This is a genomic window from Methylobacterium sp. 22177 (assembly GCF_052045615.1).
Classification (GTDB): Bacteria; Pseudomonadota; Alphaproteobacteria; order Rhizobiales; family Beijerinckiaceae; genus Methylobacterium; species Methylobacterium radiotolerans.
Window position 1 is genome coordinate 95737 of record NZ_JBQEPK010000002.1, and the last position, 19979, is coordinate 115715.

At 71.9% G+C, this 19979-nt stretch carries 13 protein-coding genes; 7 read left to right on the forward strand and 6 right to left on the reverse strand.

What is annotated here, in order from left to right; translation table 11 throughout:
- Positions 1-208 precede the first annotated feature (208 nt).
- The 6 genes from pgl to ACTJK8_RS02835 all read right to left on the reverse strand — a co-directional run bounded on the left by pgl (position 209) and on the right by ACTJK8_RS02835 (position 9625).
- Complete coding sequence (gene pgl, locus ACTJK8_RS02810) at positions 209-934, reverse strand: 6-phosphogluconolactonase (protein ID WP_012319276.1); 726 nt, start codon at positions 932-934, stop codon at positions 209-211.
- A 55-nt stretch (positions 935-989) separates the two neighbouring features.
- A complete protein-coding gene (gnd, locus tag ACTJK8_RS02815; protein WP_012319275.1) occupies positions 990-1967 on the reverse strand; it encodes a phosphogluconate dehydrogenase (NAD(+)-dependent, decarboxylating) in 978 nt (325 codons plus the stop codon).
- Positions 1968-2022: 55 nt separating this feature from the next.
- Positions 2023-4869 carry a bifunctional transaldolase/phosoglucose isomerase gene (locus ACTJK8_RS02820; RefSeq protein WP_058606966.1) on the reverse strand — a complete coding sequence of 949 codons (2847 nt, stop codon included), beginning with the start codon at positions 4867-4869 and terminating at the stop codon, positions 2023-2025.
- Between the two features lie 83 nt (positions 4870-4952).
- Complete coding sequence (tkt, locus tag ACTJK8_RS02825; protein WP_440761489.1) at positions 4953-7028, reverse strand: transketolase; 2076 nt, start codon at positions 7026-7028, stop codon at positions 4953-4955.
- Entirely contained in the window at positions 7025-8914 is a 1890-nt protein-coding gene (locus ACTJK8_RS02830; RefSeq protein WP_440761490.1) for a glycoside hydrolase family 15 protein, read from the reverse strand. The genes tkt and ACTJK8_RS02830 overlap by 4 nt, the downstream gene beginning before the upstream one ends.
- Positions 8915-9022: 108 nt before the next feature.
- Positions 9023-9625: a hypothetical protein gene (locus ACTJK8_RS02835; RefSeq protein ID WP_012319271.1), complete on the reverse strand. Its 603-nt coding sequence runs from the start codon at positions 9623-9625 to the stop codon at positions 9023-9025.
- Between the two features lie 222 nt (positions 9626-9847).
- Between ACTJK8_RS02835 and ACTJK8_RS02840 the strand changes: the two genes are divergently transcribed.
- From ACTJK8_RS02840 to ACTJK8_RS02870, 7 genes are all read left to right on the forward strand, one after another.
- Positions 9848-10435: an ANTAR domain-containing response regulator gene (locus ACTJK8_RS02840; RefSeq protein ID WP_012319270.1), complete on the forward strand. Its 588-nt coding sequence runs from the start codon at positions 9848-9850 to the stop codon at positions 10433-10435.
- Positions 10432-11433: a CmpA/NrtA family ABC transporter substrate-binding protein gene (locus tag ACTJK8_RS02845; RefSeq protein ID WP_024830046.1), complete on the forward strand. Its 1002-nt coding sequence runs from the start codon at positions 10432-10434 to the stop codon at positions 11431-11433. Before ACTJK8_RS02840 ends, ACTJK8_RS02845 begins: the two co-directional genes overlap by 4 nt.
- A gap of 127 nt (positions 11434-11560) precedes the next feature.
- Entirely contained in the window at positions 11561-11740 is a 180-nt protein-coding gene (locus tag ACTJK8_RS02850) for a hypothetical protein (RefSeq protein ID WP_024830047.1), read from the forward strand.
- 559 nt (positions 11741-12299) lie between these two features.
- Entirely contained in the window at positions 12300-13568 is a 1269-nt protein-coding gene (locus ACTJK8_RS02855) for an NAD(P)/FAD-dependent oxidoreductase (RefSeq protein WP_024830048.1), read from the forward strand.
- A 10-nt stretch (positions 13569-13578) separates the two neighbouring features.
- On the forward strand, positions 13579-15396 hold the full coding sequence (locus tag ACTJK8_RS02860; RefSeq protein WP_440761491.1) for a NirA family protein: 1818 nt from the start codon (positions 13579-13581) through the stop codon (positions 15394-15396).
- Positions 15393-16997 (forward strand): sulfite reductase subunit alpha, encoded by a 1605-nt coding sequence (locus ACTJK8_RS02865; protein ID WP_043073722.1) that lies wholly within the window; start codon positions 15393-15395, stop codon positions 16995-16997. Before ACTJK8_RS02860 ends, ACTJK8_RS02865 begins: the two co-directional genes overlap by 4 nt.
- An 88-nt stretch (positions 16998-17085) precedes the next feature.
- On the forward strand, positions 17086-19782 hold the full coding sequence (locus tag ACTJK8_RS02870) for a nitrate reductase (RefSeq protein ID WP_024830051.1): 2697 nt from the start codon (positions 17086-17088) through the stop codon (positions 19780-19782).
- Positions 19783-19979: the final 197 nt, after the last annotated feature.

Sequence of the window (19979 nt, forward strand, 5' to 3'; positions counted from 1 at the left end):
GTCTCCTTCGGTGCCCTTCACGAGGCTGCACGAAGAGTACCCAAGGTCCTGCGTGGGCGGGTTGCGTTCTCGCACCCGATATCGCCCGGTGCGGCAAAGTCATTGCGCGAAAGCGCGGCCGCGAGAAACCGCGTTGCGCGAGGGCGGAGAACCCCGCGAGCCCGACGCCGGCGCGTCCACCCGGACGACGCGGGAGCGGCAGCCGGCCTCAGCCGGCCGCGGCCTCGTCCAGCAACCACGCCACGGCGCCGGTGCTGGTCACGCGGCCGGCGGGCAGCGCCTCGCCCGCGGCGAGCCGGGCCAGCGGGGTCCGCTTGCCGGCACCGGTGACGAGGAACAGCACGTGCCGGGAAGACGCGAGCGCCGGCAACGTCAGGCTGATCCGGGGGACGAACGGCTCCAGGCCGGCCTCCGGCACGGCGACGACGAGCCGCCGGGTCTCGTCGACGGCGGGCTTGCCGGGAAACAGCGAGGCGGTGTGGCCGTCCTCGCCCAGGCCGAGCAGCACGAGATCGAACAGCGGGCGGGCCGGATCGAGGCTGTCGGCGCCGTAGAAGTCGAGGAGCGTCCGCTCGTAGGCGCGGGCGCCCGCCTCGGGGCCCGCGTCCGAGGGGATGAAGTGGAGATGCGTCGGCGGGATCCGGGATCCGCGGCCGAACGCTTCCCGGACCATCCGGACATTGCTGCGCGGGTCGTCCCACGGCACCGCGCGGTCGTCCCCGAAGAACCAGTGGATCCGCTCCCACGGCACCCGGGCCGCGTAATCCGGCCCGGCGAGCAGGCCGTACAGCACCTTGGGGGTCGAGCCGCCCGAGAGGCAGAGCGCGATCCGCTCGGACCGAGTCTCGCCGCAGGCCACGATGATCCGCTCGGCCGCCTCGCGGGCGACCGCCTCCGGATCCTTCAGGACGTGCGTTCCGACGGGAAGGCTCATGGGTTCGGGCCCTGCGGCTTCGGGGGTCGGACGGGGCGGTCCGCGGGCGTCCCGCTCAGCCCTTCGGCTCCTGGTGACCGCCGAAGCCCTTGCGCATCGCCGAGAGCAGCTTGTCGGCGTAGCTCGCGTGCTCGCGGGAGCGGAAGCGGCGGTAGAGGGCGGCCGAGAGCACCGTCGCGGGGACGCCCTCCTCGACGGCGGCGTTGATGGTCCAGCGGCCCTCGCCCGAATCCTCGACGTAGCCGGAGAAGTCGGTGAGCTGCTCGTCGCCCGCGAGCGCCTGGGCGGTCAGGTCGAGGAGCCAGGACGAGACGACGCTGCCGCGGCGCCAGACCTCGGCGATGTCGCCCATGTTGAGATCGAAGCGGCGCTCGGCCGGCAGGTCCGCGGAATTCGCATGGCGGAGGATGTCGAAACCCTCCGCGTAGGCCTGCATCAGGCCGTACTCGATGCCGTTATGGACCATCTTCACGAAGTGGCCGGCGCCGGTCGGACCCGCGTGGATGTAGCCCTGCTCGGCGCGGGGGTCGCGCCCCTCGCGGTTCGGCGTCTTCGGGATGTCACCGACGCCGGGCGCCAGGGTCTTGAAGATCGGGTCGAGGCGGTCGACGGCTTCCTTGTCCCCGCCGATCATCATGCAGTAGCCGCGCTCCAGGCCCCAGACGCCGCCCGAGGTGCCGACATCCACGTAGTGCAGGCCCTTCTCCTTCAGGGCGGCCCCGCGGCGGACATCGTCGCCGTAGAACGAGTTGCCGCCGTCGATGATGCAGTCGTCCGCCTGCATCAGCCCCGAGAGCGCCTGGACGGTCTGCTCGGTGATCGCCCCGGCCGGCAGCATCACCCAGGCCGCGCGCGGCACCTCCAGCTTGGAGACCAGGTCCTCCAGGCTCGACGCGCCGACCGCGCCGGCCTCGACCAGGGCGGCGACGGCCGCCGGGTTCTGGTCGAACACCACGGCGGTGTGCCCGTCGCGCAGGAGGCGCCGGACGATGTTGCCGCCCATCCGGCCGAGGCCGATCATGCCGAGTTGCATTGCCGATCTCCTCAGAGTCTCCCCTCCCTGAAACCGGGGAGGGGGAAAGGTGCGCCTACGCCACCGCGGCCTTGAGGGCGGCCGCGACGCGCTTCAGCCCGGCCTCGAGGTCGCCCTTGATGTGGACCCGCAGCGCCCGCCGGCCGCGCTCGGCTAGCACGGCGAAATCGCCCCGTGCCTGCGCGGCCACCACCGTGGCGAAGCCGAGGGACCGGCCCGGGATCGGGAGATCCTGCGACGGATCCGCGGTGATCTGCAGGAACACGCCGGTATCCGGGCCGCCCTTGTAGGCTTGGCCGGTGGAGTGCAGGAACCGCGGCCCGAACTCGAGGCAGGTCGCCACCTTGCGGGCGTCGCGCACGGCGATCCGCGCCTCCTGGAGGATGCCGGCGGCCTCGGCATCGCGCGGCACGTAGGCGAGCAGGCCGAGGTAATCGCCGTCCTTGAGCCGCACGACCTGCGCCTTGAGCGCGGCCTCCAGGCCGTCGGTCGCCTGCGGCAGACCCTCGGCATTGCGCGGATCGGCGTAGAGCGCGATCGCGTCGTCGGAGAAGAGCGGCGTCTCGGCGGGGAGGGCGCCCTTCGCCTCGGCCTCGGCGAACAGCTTCTTGGTCTCGACCTTGCTGGCCTCGACGTCGGGCTGGTCGAACGGGTTGATCCCGATCACCGCGCCGGCCACCGCGGTCGCCATCTCCAGGCGGTAGAATTCCTGCGGCAGCTGCTCGATCGAGTCGAGGGTGATGCGGGCGATCGGGTGGCCGTCCCGCTCCAGGGCGCGCAGGGCCTCGTCCTGCGAGGCCTCGGCGTTGCCGTCGAGGCGGAGGTAGACGAAGAACCGGTCGTGGCCGTAGACCGCCGGAACGCCGACCGGCTCGCCGTCCACCGGCACGAGGCCCTTGCCCTGCTTGCCGGTCGATTCCGCGATCAGCTGCTCGGCCCAGGCGCCGAAGCTCGCGATCGCCGGGGAGGCGACGATCGTCACCTTGTCGCGGCCGGCGAGCGCCGCAGCGCCGATGGCCGTGCCCAGCAGGACGCCCGGATTCACGGCCGGCGGCACGGCCGGGCCGCAGGAGCGGACCATGATGCGGGCGGTCTCGAGGAGCGCCTTCACGTCGAGGCCCATGGCGGCGGCCGGCACGAGGCCGAAGGCCGAGAGCACCGAGTAGCGCCCGCCGATCTGCTTCACGCCGTAGAAGATCTTCTTGAACTTATCGCTCTGCGCGGCGCGCTCCATGTCGGAGCCGGGATCGGTCACGGCCACGAAATGGTCGCCGGCCCGGTCGCCGAGCACGTCCTTGGCGCGGGCCAGGAAGTAGTCGCGGAAGACGTTCGGCTCCAGCGTCGAGCCGGACTTGGAGGCGACGATGAACAGGGTCCTGCCCAGGTCGATGCTCGCCTCGAGGGCGCGCACCTGATCCGGGTGGGTCGAGTCGAGGATCTGGAGCTTGGGGAAGCCCTCGCGCTGGCCGTAGGTCAGGCTCAGGACCTCCGGGCCGAGGCTCGACCCGCCCATGCCGAGCACGACGGCGTCGGTGAAGCCCTGCGCCTTCACCCACTCGGAGAAGGCGGCGTAGTCGGCGGCCTTCTCCAGCTCCTCCTCGACGATGTGCAGCCAGCCGAGCCAGTTCGCCTCGTCGTGGCCGGACCAGACCGAGGCGTCGCCCGCCCAGAGCCGGCGGATCGACCCGCTGGCGCGCCAGGACTCGACAGCCTTCTTCGCCTCGGCCGCCAGGGTGTCGTCCATGGCGAGGCTCTGGCCGTCGAGCCGGTGCCCCAGCAGCGCGGCGCGCTTGCCGGCGACGGCGCCCAGCAGGTTGTCGGCGGCGTCGATGAAGAGCTGCACGCCCTCGCGAACCAGCTGCTCGGCGATCGTCTCGATGTCGATGCCGGTCCGCGCGAGCTTGGCCATCACGGCCTCGGCGCCCGGCACGTCCTCCTCGATCGTCGCCCGCACCACGCCGTGGTCGCGGAACGCGTCCATGGTGGCGGGCGGCATGGTGTTGACGGTGTTCGGGCCGATCAGCTCCTCGACGTAGAGGACGTCGGAATAGGCCTTGTTCTTCACACCCGTGGAGGCCCAGAGCAGCCGCTGCGCCTTGGCGCCCTTCTCGGCGAGCGCCGTCCACTTGGATTCGGCGAAGATGCGCTTGTAGCGCTGATAGGCGAGCTTGGCGTTGGCGATCGCCACCTTCCCCTTGAGCTGCTCCAGGGCGATCTTCTCGTCGGGGTCGTTGGCCTCCGCGATCTTCTCGTCCAGCAGCTTGTCGACCAGCACGTCGATGCGGCTGATGAAGAAGCTCGCCACGCTGGCGATGCGCGAGACGTCGTGGCCGGCCTTCGCACGCTCGTCCAGCCCGTCGATGAACGCGCGCGCCACGGCCTCGTAGGCCTCCTGCGAGAACAGCAGGGTGACGTTGATCGAGATGCCCTCGCTGGTCAGCTGCCGGATCGCCGGGATGCCCTGCGGTGTCGCCGGGACCTTGACCATCAGGTTGTCGCGGGACACCGCCTTGTGCAGGCGCCGCGCCTCGGCCAACGTCTCCTCGGTGTCGAGGGCGAGGTAGGGCGAGACCTCCAGGCTGACGTAGCCGTCCGCGCCGTCGCTCGCCTCGTAGACCGGGCGGAGCACGTCGGCGGCCGCCTGGATGTCGGCGATGGCGAGCCCCTCGTAGAGGTCGATGACGCGGCTGTCGCCGGTCGCCTGCACCGCCTTGAGGCTGTCGTCGTACTCGTCCGAGTGGCCGATCGCCTTCTCGAAGATCGACGGGTTGGAGGTGACGCCCCGCAGGCCGTCGCGCTCCACGAGCTGCTTCAGCTCGCCCTTCGCGATGAAGCCGCGGGCCACGAAGTCGAGCCAGACCGCCTGATCCTGTTCGTCGTGCAGGGCCTTGAGCGCGTTCATGTCGATTCCTCGTCTCGCGTACCGCGTACTCGCGCCCGAACGCGCTCTCCCGCCCGGACCGGGCGGGAGAGCAGCCCCCCGGGCTACTTCTTATGCTTGGCCACCTGCGCCTTCGCGGCGTCCAGGACCTTCTCGGGGGTAAAGCCGAACTTGGTCTGGAGATCCTTGATCGGCGCCGAGGCGCCGAAGGTGTGCATGCCGATCACCGCGCCCTCGGAGCCGGCGTAGCGGTCCCAGCCGATGACGCTGCCCTGCTCGACGGCGACCCGCGCCTTGACGGCGGGGGGCAGCACCGCGTCGCGGTAGGCTCGGTCCTGCCGCTCGAACAGGTCCCAGGACGGCATCGACACGACCCGGGCCTTCACGCCCTCGGCGTTCAGCGCCTCGTAGGCGCCGACGCAGAGCTGCACCTCGGAACCCGAGGCGAGCAGGATCACGTCGGGCGTGCCGTCGCAGTCGGCGAGCACGTAGCCGCCCTTGGCGGTGCCCGAGGCCGCGCCGTACTTCGTACGGTCGAGCGTGGGCAGCGGCTGGCGCGACAGCGCGAGCACGGCCGGCTGGTTCCGGAGCGTGAAGATCACCCGGTAGGCCTCGGCGACCTCGTTGGCGTCGGCCGGGCGCAGGGTGACGAGGCCGGGGATGCAGCGCAGCGACAGGAGCTGCTCCACCGGCTGGTGGGTCGGCCCGTCCTCGCCCACGCCGATCGAGTCGTGGGTGAAGATGTGGAAGACCGGCAGCTCCATGAGCGAGGCCAGCCGGATCGGCGGGCGCATGTAGTCGGCGAAGACCAGGAAGGTCGCGCCGTAGGCCCGCAGCCCGGAGAGGCCGAGCCCGTTCACGATCGAGCCCATGGCGTGCTCGCGGACGCCAAAATGCAGGTTGCGGCCGCCCGGCGAGAACGGGCCGAACGAGCCCGCGCCCTCGAAGGTCAGGTTGGACTTGTTGGACGGCGCCAGGTCCGCCGAGCCGCCGAGCAGGAACGGCACGTGCTGGGCGATGGCGTTCAGCACCTTCCCGGAGGATTCGCGGGTGGCGAGGCCCTTGGCGTCCGGCTCGAAGACCGGGATGTCCTTGTCCCAGCCCTCCGGCAGGCGGCCCTCCAGGAAGGCGTTCAGGTCCTCGGCGTGGGCGGCATCGGCCTCCTTCGCCTTGGCGAGCAGGCCCTGCCACGCGTCGTAGAGGCCGGCGCCGCGCTTGCCGATCCCATCGCGGAAGTTCTCCTGCACGCCGTCCGGCACGAGGAACTGGGCGTCCTCCGGCCAGCCGTAGGCGCGCTTGGCACCCTTCACCTCGTCCTCGCCGAGCGCGTCCGAGTGGGCCTTCGAGGTCCCCTGCTTCTTGGGCGCGCCGTAGCCGATCACCGACTTGACGATGATCAGCGTCGGCCGGTCGTTGGTCGCGAGGAACGTCTCGATCGAGCCCGCCAGCGCGTGCACGTCGTTGGCGTCGGCGACGCGCAGCACCTGCCAGCCGTAGGCCAGGAAGCGGGTCGCGACCTCCTCGCCGAAGGCCAGCTCCGTGTGGCCCTCGATGGTGATGGTGTTGTCGTCGTAGATCCAGCAGAGGTTGGCGAGCCGCAGGTGGCCGGCCAGCGAGGCGGCCTCCGAGGCGACGCCCTCCATGAGGTCGCCGTCCGAGCAGACGGCGTAGACGTTGTAGTCGAACAGCGGCAGGTTCGGCCGGTTCAGGTGCTGGCCGAGGAAGCGGCTGCCCATGGCCATGCCGACCGAGTTGGCGACGCCCTGGCCGAGCGGGCCCGTGGTGGTCTCGACGCCGGTGGTGAAGTGGTATTCCGGGTGGCCCGGGGTCCGGCTGTCGAGCTGGCGGAACTTCTTGATGTCCTCCAGCGACACCGCCGGGGCGTTGCCGCCGTCGCTCTCGGCGACGCCCGCGAGGTGCAGGAGCCCGTAGAGCAGCATCGAGGCGTGGCCGCAGGACAGCACGAACCGGTCGCGGTTGGGCCAGTGCGGATGCGCCGGGTCGTAGCGCAGGTAGCGGTTCCACAGGGTGTAGGCGACCGGCGCCAGCGCCATGGGCGCGCCGGCATGGCCGGAATTGGCCTTCTGCACCGCGTCGATCGCGAGCGTCCGGATCGTGTTGATGCTGAGCGTATCGATCTCAGCGAGGGCCGCCTTGGCGGGAGTGTCAGCACCGCTCATGATGTCGCGTCTTCCAGTTCGCCTCGCGCGGTCCGCTTCGCGGCTTCGCGCTGCCGTAGGACGGCGGGAGGAGCTCCGTTGGCCTTACCACCCTGCCGATCCGCCGGCCCTTCGCCGCGCGTATAGCTGAGGAGCGTGTTGACGAGGGCGACGTGGGTGAACGCCTGAGGGAAGTTACCCACAAGACGCTTGGCTTGCACGTCGTATTCCTCGCTGACGAGTCCGAGATCGGTGCAGATGCCGATCAGGCGCTCGATCAGCGCCCCGGCCTCGTCGCGCCGCCCCAGGCCGATGAGGTTGTCGACGTACCAGAAGGTGCAGGGGAGGAAAGCCCCCTCGGTCCCTGTCAGCCCGTCGGTGGTCTGACCCTCGGTCTCGTAGCGGAGGATGAAGCCGTCCCGCATCAGCCCCTTGCCGATCGCCTCCACGGTGCCGACCACCCGGGGATCGTGCTGCGGGAGGAAGCCGGTATGGGCGATGAGCAGTAGGCTCGCGTCCAGCGCCTTCGCGCCGTAGGACTGCACGAAGCTGTTGAGGGCGGGGTCGAAGCCCTTCGCGCAGACCTCGGCGTGGATCTCGTCCTTGATCGCGCGCCAGCGCGCGGCCTGCGCGTCGGTGGCGCCGTTCTCGTGCATCTCGTGCATGCGCAGGGCCCGGTCGAACGCCACCCAGGCCATCACCTTCGAGTGGGTGAAGTGGCGACGGCCGCCGCGCACCTCCCAGATCCCCTCGTCGGGCTCGCGCCACGCCTTCTCCAGGTGGTTCAGGATCGCGAGGCCGACCCGTATCCCGTCCTTGCTGACCGGCAGGCCGCGGGCATGGGCCTGATAGAGCGCGTCGAACAGCTCGCCGTAGACGTCGAGCTGGAACTGGCTGGCTGCGGCGTTGCCGATCCGGACCGGCCGCGAGTTCTCGTAGCCGGGCAGCCAGTCGAGCTCGATCTCGGGCAGCAGCCGCTCGCCGGCGATGCCGTAGAGGATGTGCGCCTGCTCGGGATTGCCCGCCACGGCCCGCAGCAGCCAGCCCAGCCAGTCGCGCGCCTCGTCGATGTAGCCCCCGTCCATCAGGGCGATCAGCGTCAGGGTCGAGTCGCGCAGCCAGCAGAAGCGGTAATCCCAGTTCCGGATCCCGCCGAGCCCCTCCGGCAGGGAGGCCGTGGGCGCCGCCACGATGCCGCCGGTGGGTTCGTAGATCAGGGCCTTGAGGGTCAGCAGCGAGCGCTGGAGCATCCGGTCCCATCGCGTGCCGCCGGTGCAGCGCGACGACCATTCGCGCCAGTGCTGGTCCGTGGCCCCGAGGACCTTGCGCGGCTCGATCGGGGGCGGATCGTCCTCGTGCGAGGGGCCGTAGCTCAGGACGAACCGGTGCTTCTCGCCGGCATGGACGGTGAACTCGGACACCGTCGTCTGCGCGTCGGATCCCTTGAGATGGACGTCGGTGCGCAGCACGACCTTGTGGGGGCCCGAGACGGCGCGCAGGTCGCCCAGCTCCGAGCGGGAGACCCAGGGCACGGCCGAGCCGTAATCGAAGCGGACCGCCATCTCCATCCGCATGGCGACGCGCCCGTGCACGCCCTCCACGAGCCGCACCAGATGGGCCCCGTCGCCGACCGGCATGAAATCCGTGACCAGGACCTCGCCCTGGCGCGTGGTGTGGCGGGTCTCCAGCACGAGGCTGCCCGGCCTGTAGGACCAGCGGGTCTCGACATTCTCGGCCTCGGGGAAGATCTTCCAGAAACCGTGCGCCTCGGTTCCCAGGAGGCTGGTGAACAGGGCGGCCGCGTCGAAGCGCGGCCAGCACAACCAGTCCACGCTGCCCTGCCGGCTGATCAGCGCGGCGCTGCGGCAATCCCCGACGAGCGCGTAATCCTCGATGCGTGCAGCCATCCGGCCCCGGCTCCGGTCCGCGGCCGGCAGTCCGGTCCGTCCGCTGCGACGCACCTAGGACGTCCGGTCACGAGATCCAGAGGTTCGGACGCCCGCCGCCGGGTGCGGTCAGCGCAGGCAGTCCGCCACGGCCAGGGCCACCGTGCCCTGGACCGCCTTCGCGCCGCTGCGCACGAGAGTCGCCGCATCACCGACGGCCCGAGCGGCCGGAACCAGGGTCTCCACCACCGAGGCCGCGAAGGGCAGGGCCTGCGACGGGAGCAGGGTGTCCTCGGCCTCATCGGCGGCCGCCGCGCGCGCGGGCGCCATGGGATCGGGGTTGCTGCGCGGCGCCTCGGGGCAGCGCCGGCCCGGGCAGGCGCGCCGGCCCGCGGCCGCGACGTGGGAGGTCGCGCGGGCGGCCACGGCCGGACGGGCGGGCAGGGACCCCGTCCGCGCGATCACGGCGTCGAGCGGGTACTGCTCGGCGAACGCGATCACGGCGGGCGGTCGGCCCGGCGCCGCGATGGCGGCCATCGGCGCGAAATCCGTGGGTCCGGGAGCGGCGGACACGCCCGCCTCGGCCCGGGCGCCGGGCTGTACCGGTTTCGAGCTCGGGCAGTACAGCGAGGCCACGCCCAGGACCGCCACGACGGCCAGCGTCGGCAGGAAGGGCATGGACACGCGGCCGTGGGCGGCGTCCGTCAGGGCGGGCTGATCTGGCCTGCGCATCCGAATCACCGATCTCCATGACCGCCGCGAGGTCTGCAGAGTGCGGTCAGCATTGCGGCGGAAGCTGGACCATTTCTTTGCGCGGCGGTTACTGCTGCCGCGGGACGGGATACCGCGGAAACGTCCGCCGACGGGCGCGCCGCGGGCACGGGCCTTGCTTAGCGTCCGGTGGCCCGCGCCGGGCCGGCCTCCAGAAGAAGACCCGCCCCGTACCGGGCCAAGATGACTGAGACCAATCTCACCGTCGCCGTGATCGACCCGAGCCGCGCCCGCGCGGCGATCCTGGAAGAGGGCCTGCGCGCCGCCGGGATCGGGCGCGTGGTCGTGATTCCCGACACCGCCGACCTCATGGAGCGCGTCGCCGCCCTCAAGCCCGACGTGGTGGTGATCCATCTGGAGAGCCCGAGCCGGGACATCCTGGAGCAGATGTCGGGCGTCTCCCGGCAGGTCGAGCGGCCGGTGGCGATGTTCGTCGACCGCTCGGACTCGACCATGATGCAGGCCGCCGTCGATGCCGGGATCTCCGCCTACGTTGTGGACGGCCTGCGGGCGGAACGGATCAAGTCGATCCTCGACATCGCGATCCTGCGCTTCAACGCCTTCGCGCGCCTCCAGCGCGAACTGACGGAGGCGCGGAGCGAACTCGCCGATCGCAAGCTGATCGAGCGGGCGAAGGGCATCTTGATGACCATGAAGGGCCTGTCCGAGGACGAGGCGTACAAGCAGCTGCGCCGCAAGGCCATGAACGAGAAGCGCAAGATCGCCGACATCGCCCGGGCGATCGTCACCACCGCGGACCTGCTCGGATGAGGCTCCAGCTCGGCTACGTTCCGCTCTGCGATGCAGCCCCGCTGATCGCGGCCCACGAACTGGGCTTCGCCCGGGCCGAGGGGCTCGACCTCGACCTCACCGCCGAGCCCTCCTGGGCGACGCTGCGCGACCGGCTGGCGCTGGGCCATCTCGACGGCGCGCACATGCTGGCGCCGCTGGCGCTGGCGAGCCGGCTCGCCCTGTCGGGGCCGCCCTCCGACCTGATCGTGCCGCTCCAGCTCAGCACCGACGGCAACGCCGTCACGCTGTCCCGCACCCTCTGGGCGGCGATGGACCCGGACGGCGAGGCCCTGGCGGACGTCGCCCGCGCCTTCGCGGGCGTGGCGCAGGCGCGGCTCCGCGCCGGCAGCCCCCTGACGCTCGGCACGGTGCACCCCTTCTCGTGCCACAGCTACCAATTGCGGCTGTTCGCCGAGGCCGGCGGCCTCGACGCGGCGGCTTTCCGCACGGTCGTGGTCCCGCCGCAGCATTGCGTGGAGGCGCTGGCGCGCGGCCTGGTGGACGGGTTCTGCGCCGGCGCGCCCTGGAACGACGTGGCGGCCGCGGCCGGCCACGGGCGGATCGCGGTCCACGGCAGCGCCCTGGCGCCGAACGCGACCGAGAAAGTGCTGGCCGTCTCCGCGCGGCTCGACGGCGCGATCCTGCCGCTGGTGCGGGCGGTCGCCCGGGCCGGACGCTGGTGCGCCGATCCGGAGAACCGGGCCGAACTGATCCATCGCCTCGCCCGCCGGACCTACCTCGACCTCGATCCCGCCCTGGTCGGGCGGGCCTTCGCCGGCGATCCGGACGCGTCCGCCGAGCCGGGCCCGCGCATCCGCTTCGGCGCGGCGGTCGAGGAGCCGCGCGCCGCGCAGGCCCGGTGGCTGCTGGAGCAGATGCGCGCGGCGCGGCAGCTCCCCGCGGATCTCGACATCGCGGCGGCGATCGCGACGGTCTACAGGCCGGATCTTTACAGGGCGGCGGTCGCGGATTCCTGAGGGCGGCGACACTTCCCGCAGTTCGTCACCGACCCGCGGTATCGGTGCGAACAGTGGCGGAACGTCGGGCAGGCTCGCCCGTTGTGCTTCCGCCATGCCTGGATGCCGCAAACTCGAAACTGGATCGTTGATCTCGCATCCGCGCGGGCGGGTCGAGCTTCGACGCTACGTGACCCGGGGCGGCCGAGTGCCCCGCGCCTGCAATGACAACCGTCGGGCCGGCGCGCACCACGCGTGGTACTGGGTCCTGGCCGCCGGCGCGATGCCGACGCTCGGCCTTCTGGCGATGCTGTCGACGCTCCTGTAACGGATCGCCGGCCAGGCACCCGCAGATCACCTGTATTGCGAAGCTGTGGCTCCGTCTCGCGAACATGGGAGCTTCGCGCGGCGGCATGGTCGTGCGACCTGACCAGATCCGCACAGAGCGTCCACGCGCGCGGCGCTGCCGGCCACACCCCGCGCGCCGACGGCACGATCGACCGTGCGCGTGACCCCTTCGACCTCGCGCGTTCCGCACGCGCGCGACCGTCCACAATCCCGACCGGCAGTCCGGTCCGCGCCTGATCGCTTTCGCGACGGGTCGCACAGTTTTTGTGCAGTGCCGCAGCCGCCGCTCCGACCCGCCGCCGAGCACCGAGCGCGCCGCCGGTCCTGACAATCCGCGCGCCCCTCGCGGGCCGGCCGCCGTCTGGCACGGAACCTGCTAGACCCCCCGCGTCCGTCAACGGCGACGGACAGCGCCGTCAGCGAGGCCGCTGATCCGGTTCTCCCTGAGGCTGAAGCCTGCCGGGAGATGACCGGCAGCGGCTTTTTCGTGGGCGGTCCGCCAACGACCCTGCAATCGAGGTTCCAGACGCGATCGAGCGATGGCGACATCCCCTAAGGACACACGCGGACACGACGCGCGCGCCGGGAACGGCCCGCCGCGCGAGAGGCTGGTCGTCGTCGGCAACGGCATGGCCTCGCTGCGCTTCCTGGAGCGGCTGACCGAGGCCGCGCCCGGCCGCTACGACATCACCTGCATCGGGGCCGAGCCCACGGCCGCCTACAACCGGGTCCTGCTCTCCTCGCTGCTCGGCGGCGAGGTCGACGAGGCGGCCTGCGCCTTCCGGGGCCTCGACTGGTACGCGGATCACGGCATCCGCCTGATCACCGGCGCGCCCGTGACGCAGATCGATCGGGAGAACGGGCTCGTCATCGTGGGCGAGACCCACGTCGTGCCCTTCGACAGGCTGGTCCTCGCGGTCGGCTCCCTGCCGATCCGCCTGCCCAAGCCCGGCATGGACCTTCCGGGCGTCATCACCTTCCGCGACCTCGCCGACGTGGCGGCGATCCGCGCGGCGGCCGTCCGGCACGCCCGGGCCGTCGTCATCGGCGGCGGCCTCCTGGGCCTCGAGGCGGCGGTCGGGCTCGCGCGCCTCGGGGTCGAGACCACGCTGCTCCACGTCATGGACCGGCTGATGGAGCGCCAGCTCGATCACCACGCCGCCGGGCTGGTGAAGCGCGCCATGGAGGCGCGCGGCGTGCGGGTCATCCTCGAGGCCGACACCGCCCGCGTCGAGGGCGCGTCCCGGGTCGAGCGCCTGATCCTGGCGGACGGCACCGCGCTCCCGGCCGACCTCGTGGTGATGTCGGTGGGCGTGCGCCCCTCGGTGGCGCTGGCCCAGGAAGCGGGGCTGGCGATCGGCCGGGGGATCACGGTCGACGACCGGATGACGACCTCGGACCCGCGCATCTTCGCGCTCGGCGAGTGCGCCGAGCACCGCGGCCAGATCTACGGCCTGGTCGAGCCCGCCTACGAGCACGCCGACACGCTCGCCCGCCACCTCGCCGGCGAGGCGGCCGAGTACCGGGGCACGGCCCTGTCCACGAGCCTGAAGGTGTCGGGCCTGCCGGTCTTCTCGGCCGGGATCGTGGACACGCCCGACGATGCCGAGGCGATCGTGCTCTCCGACCCCGGTGCCGGCCTCTACCGCAAGCTGCTGGTGCGCGACGGCCGACTGATCGGCGCGGTGTTCGTCGGCGACATCGCCGAGCAGGGCGCCTGCAAGGGCCTGATCCGCTCCGGCGCCCCGATCGAGAACGTGGACGACTTGATGTTCGGGCGCCCCGCGCCCGAGCCGCTCGCTGCTTGAGGAGGCGCGGATGTCCGAGACCACCACCCAGAGCGCCGCGGGCGCGTTCGAGGCCGAGCAGAAGCGCTACCTCGAAGGCTTCGCCTCCGGCATCGCCGCCGTCCGCCTGACCGGCGGCCTCGCCCCGGGCGGGGCCGGGGCGGCCGCGCCGCCCGCCGAGCCCACGGGCCCGGACGCGATCCACATCAAGGCGCAGGACCGGACCGTCCGGGACGGCGGCAAGCTCTGCGATCAGGAGAAGTGGAAGCGCGCCGAGAACCCGTTCGACGGCCACAATCGCCTCATCCGGGAGGCCGCCGCCGGCAAGCAGCCGAAGCCCGAGGACAATTTCCGCTGGCGCTACCACGGGATGTTCTGGGTCGCGCCGAACCAGGTCTCGTACATGTGCCGGCTGCGGATCCCGAACGGGATCCTGCACCACTGGCAGTTCGCGGGCGTCGCCGACCTCGCCGACCAGCACGGCGGCGGCTACGTCCACGTGACCACCCGGGCGAACCTGCAGGTGCGGGAGATCGATCCCGAGCACGCCCAGCCCTTCCTCGACGGGCTCACCGATATCGGCCTCACGGCCCGGGGCGCGGGCGCCGACAACATCCGCAACGTCACCGGCTCCTCGACCGCCGGCATCGACGGCCAGGAGCTTCTGGACACGCGCCCGCTCGCCAAGTCCTGGCACAACTGGATCCTGAACGACCGCTCCCTCTACGGCCTGCCGCGCAAGTTCAACGTCGCCTTCGACGGCAGCGGCGTGATGCCGACCCTGGAGGAGACGAACGACATCGGCTTCCAGGCCGTGGAGGTGCTGGACGGGGCCGCCGTGCCGCCCGGCATCTACATGCGCCTCGTGCTCGGCGGCATCTCGGGCCACCGCGACCTCGCCCGCGACACCGGCATCGTCCTGAAGCCGGAGGATTGCAACGCCGTCGCCGACGCGATCATCCGCGTCTTCATCGAGAACGGCGACCGGACGAACCGCAACAAGAGCCGGATGAAGTACGTCCTCGACGCCTGGGGCTTCGACAAGTACCTCGCCGCCGTCGAGGACAAGCTCGGCCGCAAGCTCGACCGGGTCGCGCCGGAGCACGTGGCCCCGCGCAAACCCACCGACCGCTTCGCCCATGTCGGCGTCCACGCCCAGAAGCAGCCCGGCCTCAACTGGATCGGCGTCGTCCTGCCGGTCGGCAAGATGACCAGCGATCAGGTCCGGGCGCTGGCGAAGGTCGCGGCGGAGTGCGGCGACGGCCAGATCCGCCTCACCGTCTGGCAGAACTTCATCGTCTCCGGGGTTCCGGACGCGAAGGTCGCCGAGGTGGAAGCCCGCGTGGAAGCGCTCGGCCTCACCACCAAGGCCGCGGGCATCCGCTCCGGCCTCGTGGCCTGCACGGGCGCGCGGGGCTGCAAGTTCGCGGCCTCCGACACCAAGGGCCACGCCCTGATCATCGCCGACCACGTCGAGAAGGCCGTGCCGAACCTCGACGTGCCGGTGAACGTCCACCTCACCGGCTGCCATCACAGCTGCGCCCAGCACTACATCGGCGATATCGGGCTGATCGGCGCCAAGGTCGTGGTCTCGGAGGAGGGCGACACCGTCGAGGGCTACGACGTCGTGGTCGGCGGCGGCTTCGCCGAGAACCCGAAGATCGGCACCGAGATCTGGAAGGCCGTGAAGGCCGAGGACGCGCCCGCCCGCGTCGAGGCGCTGCTGCGCGCCTACCTCGCCCTCCGCCAGGGCCCCGAGGAGAGCTTCCAGGCCTTCACCAGCCGCACCGGCGCGGAGGCGCTCCGCGACGCCGCCGAGGACCAGCCCGCCCTGAAGGCCGCCGCATGACCCAGCACGTCTCGCCCCCCCTCGTCCTGATCCCCGAGACCGCGCCCTTCAACGAGGACCAGCGCGCCTGGCTCTCGGGCTACTTCGCGGCCCTGCTCGGCCCCTCCGCCGCGGGTGCCACGGCGCTGGCGCCGGGCGATGCTCCCGCGAGCGGCCCGAAGCTCGCCGACAACGACGACGCCCCCTGGCACGACCCCTCCGTGCCGATCGGCGAGCGGATGGAGATGGCCAAGGATCGGCCCGAGCCGCAGAAGCTGATGGCCGCCATGGCCCAGCAGGATTGCGGCCAGTGCGGCTACAACTGCGCCGACTACGCCAACGCGATCTTCCTGAAGAACGAGGCGCGCCTGAACCTTTGCCAGCCCGGCGGCAAAGAGACCCTGCGCATGCTCAAGAAGCTCGACGAGGAGTTCGGCGCCGCCGGAGGCGCCCCGGCTGCCCCGAAGGCGGACGACGACGCCCCGAAGGCGGCGGCCGATCTGGGCCCGCTCGGCTACTGCCGCGAGAACCCGGTCGAGGCGCTGTTCCTGTCCCGCCGCCGCCTCAACGATCCGGGCGGCGAGAAGGAGACGTGGCACATCGAGATCGGCCTGGACGGCACGCCGATCCAGTACGAGGTCGGCGACTCCCTCGGCCTGTTCCCCGCCAACGCCCCGGCGCTGGTGGACGCCGTGATCGCGGAGCTCGGCGCCCGGCCCGAGCGGGTGATCGGCGAGAAGACCCTGCGCGAGCACCTGCTGATGAACTACGCGCTCGGCGCGGCGCCCGACAACCTCTACCAGCTCCTGTCGCTGCTCACCTCCGGAGCGGCGCGCAAGAAGGCGCAGGCGCTCGCCTCCGGCGAGGATCCGGACGGCGACGCCGCCTATCTCGACGTGCTCGGCGCGCTCCACAAGTTCCCGGGCGCGCGGCCCGACGCCGAGGTCTTCCTCGAGGCCCTGGACGAGCTCCAGCCGCGGCTCTACTCGATCTCGTCCTCGCCGAAGATGGATGTCGGCCGGGTGTCGCTGACGGTGGACGCGGTGCGCTACAATCACCGCTCGCGGCTGCGGCTCGGCGTCGCTTCGACCCATCTCGGCGAGCGCCTGCCCGAGCAGACCAAGGTGAAGGTCTATCTGCAGAAGGCGCACGGCTTCGGCCTGCCGGCCGACCTGGCGAAGGACGTGATCATGTGCGGTCCCGGCACCGGCATCGCGCCGTTCCGGGCCTTCCTGCGCGAGCGCGCCGCCACGCGGGCGCCGGGCCGCAACTGGCTGTTCTACGGCCACCAGCGGCAGGCCAGCGACTTCTTCTACAAGGACGAGCTGAACAGCCTGAAGGACGACAAGGTGCTCACCCGCCTGTCCCTGGCGTGGTCGCGCGACGGCACGGAGAAGACCTACGTCCAGGACCGGATGCGCGAGAACGGCGCCGAGCTGTGGAAGTGGCTCGAGGGCGGCGCGCATTTCTACGTCTGCGGCGACGCCAAGCGCATGGCCAAGGACGTCGAGCGGGCGATCATCGACGTGGCGGCGCAGTTCGGCGGCAAGAGCCCCGAGGACGCGGTGGCCTACCTCGCGGCGCTCAAGAAGGCCGGGCGGTATCAGGCTGACGTCTACTGAGCACCGGTAACCCTCCCCCCTGTGCCGGGGGAGGGCGATGCGGCGCGGCGCTTGCTCCCGCCCAGGACGACCCTTCGAGGATCCAGCCATGACCCAGCCAGTGGCGGCGCCGACGGTGCGGACCACCTGCCCCTATTGCGGGGTCGGGTGCGGCGTGCTCGCGACCCCGGACGGCCAGGGCGGCGCCACGATCGCGGGCGACGCCGAGCACCCGGCCAATTTCGGCCGCCTGTGCTCGAAGGGCTCGGCGCTCGGCGAGACCCTGTCGCTGGAGAACCGCCTGCTCCACCCGCAGGTCGACGGCGCCCAGGTCTCCTGGGACGCCGCTCTCGACACCGTCGCGAAGAAGCTCGGCGCGGTCGCCGCGGAGCACGGGCCGGACGCGATCGCCTTCTACCTGTCGGGGCAGCTCCTCACCGAGGATTACTACGTCGCCAACAAGCTCGCGAAGGGCTTCATCGGCACGCCGCACGTGGACACCAACTCGCGGCTCTGCATGTCGAGCGCGGTCGCGGCCCACCGCCGGGCCTTCGGCTCCGACACGGTGCCGGGCTGCTACGAGGATCTCGACGAGGCCGACCTGATCGTGCTGGTCGGCTCCAACACCGCGTGGTGCCACCCGATCCTGTTCCGCCGCATGGCCGACGCCAAGGAGCGCCGCGGCACCAAGTTCGTGGTCATCGATCCCCGCCGCACCCAGACCGCGCAGGAATCCGACCTGTTCCTCGGCATCCGGCCCGGCTCCGACACCGCCCTGTTCGCGGGCCTGCTGGTCTACCTGTCCGACAACGGCTTCCGCGACCGCGCCTTCGTCGATGCCCACACGGCCGGCCTCGACGGCGCCCTCGACCGCGCCCGCCAGATCGCGCCGGATCTCGCGGCGGTCGCCGCCGTCACCGGGGTGGCGGAGGCCGACATCGCGACCTTCTACGCCCTGTTCGCCGGCACGCGCCGGGTCGTCACGGCCTTCTCGCAGGGGGTGAACCAGTCGGCTCAGGGGACCGACAAGGGCAACAGCATCATCAACTGCCACCTCATCACCGGCCGCATCGGCGAGACCGGGATGGGGCCCTTCTCCCTGACCGGCCAGCCGAACGCCATGGGCGGGCGCGAGGTCGGGGGCTTGGCCAACATGCTGGCCGCCCACATGCACTTCACCCCCGAGGAGGTGGACCGGGTGCGCCGCTACTGGGGCGCCCCGCGGATCATCACCGGCGAGGGGATGAAGGCGGTGGCGCTCTTCGATGCGATTGCCCGGGGCAAGATCAAGGCCCTCTGGGTCATGGGCACCAACCCGCTGGTCTCGATGCCGCGCGCCGACGCGATCCGCGCGTCGCTCGCCGGCCTCGACCTCTACGTGGTGTCCGAGGCAGTGGCGGATTCCGACACCGCCCTGGGTCGCGGCAAGACCACAGTGCTGCTGCCTGCCCAGGCCTGGGGCGAGAAGGACGGCACCGTCACCAATTCCGAGCGCCGGATCTCGCGCCAGCGCCGCTTCCTCACGAGCCCGGGCGCGGCGCGGCCGGACTGGGCGGCGCTGGCCGAGGTCGGCCGCCGCCTCGGCCACGGCCGGGCCTTCGCGTTCGATTCCGCCGCGGCGATCTTCCGCGAGCATGCCGGGCTCTCGGCCTACGAGAACAACGGCACCCGCGACTTCGACCTCGGCGCGCTCACCGACATCAGCGACGCCGCCTACGACGCGGCCCCGCCGGTTCAGTGGCCGATCCCGAAACGCTCCGGCCTCCGGGGTGCCACCCAGGGCAAGGCTCGTCTGTTCGGCGACGGCCGGTTCTACACCTTCGACCGGCGCGCCCGCTTCGTCGCGGTGCAGCCGCCGGCCCTCGCGCTCGCGGCCTCGACGGCATTCCCGCTCATGCTCAACACCGGCCGGGTCCGCGACCACTGGCACACGATGACGCGCACCGGGAAGAGCCAGCGCCTCTCGGCGCACCGGGCCGTCCCGTTCGTCGAGGTCCACCCGGACGACGCGGCGACCCACGGCCTGGTGGAGGGCGACATCGCCCGGCTGACGACCGCGCACGGCGCGGCCGAGCTGGAAGTGACGGTCACCGACACGGTGGTGCCGGGCAGCCTGTTCATGCCGATGCACTGGGGCGGCGCCTTCGCGTCGCGGGCCCGGGTCGGCGCGCTGGTGCGCGGCATGACCGACCCGGTCTCCGGTCAGCCCGAACTCAAGGCGACCCCGGCGGCCATCGCCTCCGTCGGCTACCGCGCCCGCGGTTTCCTGCTGACGCGCCGGCAGGTGGCGATGCCCGAGGGCTGGTGGTGGGCGCGCGCCGCGATCACCGGCGGCTGGGGCGCGCAATTCGCCACCGCCGACAGCTCCCGGGCGGTGGCGCTGATGGTCCGCGGGCTGATCCAGAGCGAGGCGCTGTCGGGCTGCGAACTGGCGGAATATGCCGACCACGCCCGCGACCGCTACCGCTGCGCGGTCTACGACGGCGACCGCCTCGTCGCCTGCCTCGCCTACGCGCCCGCCGGGGAACGGCCGGACTGGGAAGCCGCCAAGGCCCTGTTCGCCGCCGAGGCGCCCGGCGCCGCCGAACGACGGGCGCTGCTCTCGGGCCGCGCGGCGACCGCCTCGGCGGGCCCCGTGGTCTGCGCCTGCCACGGCGTCGGCGCCGACGTCATCGCCGCGACCATTGCCGGGGGCGCCGCATCCGTGGAGGCGGTGGGCGCAGCCTGCAAGGCCGGCACGAACTGCGGCTCCTGCATACCGGAGATCCGCAAGATGCTGGCCGGGCAGACCGCCCGCGCCGCGTGATTATCTGATACACTCACCGGCAAGGACGGACCGGGTGATCCCATCCGATCCCCTCATCCCGAGGTGACCGCGTCCGCGGGCCTCGAAGGAGCCCTCCAGCCGGCCGCGCGATCCCTGGAGCCTTCCTTCGAGGCTGCTGCGCGGCTCCTCGGGGCGAGGGGGCGGACGGGAGTGGCCGGCTCGCGACGATCCAGGAC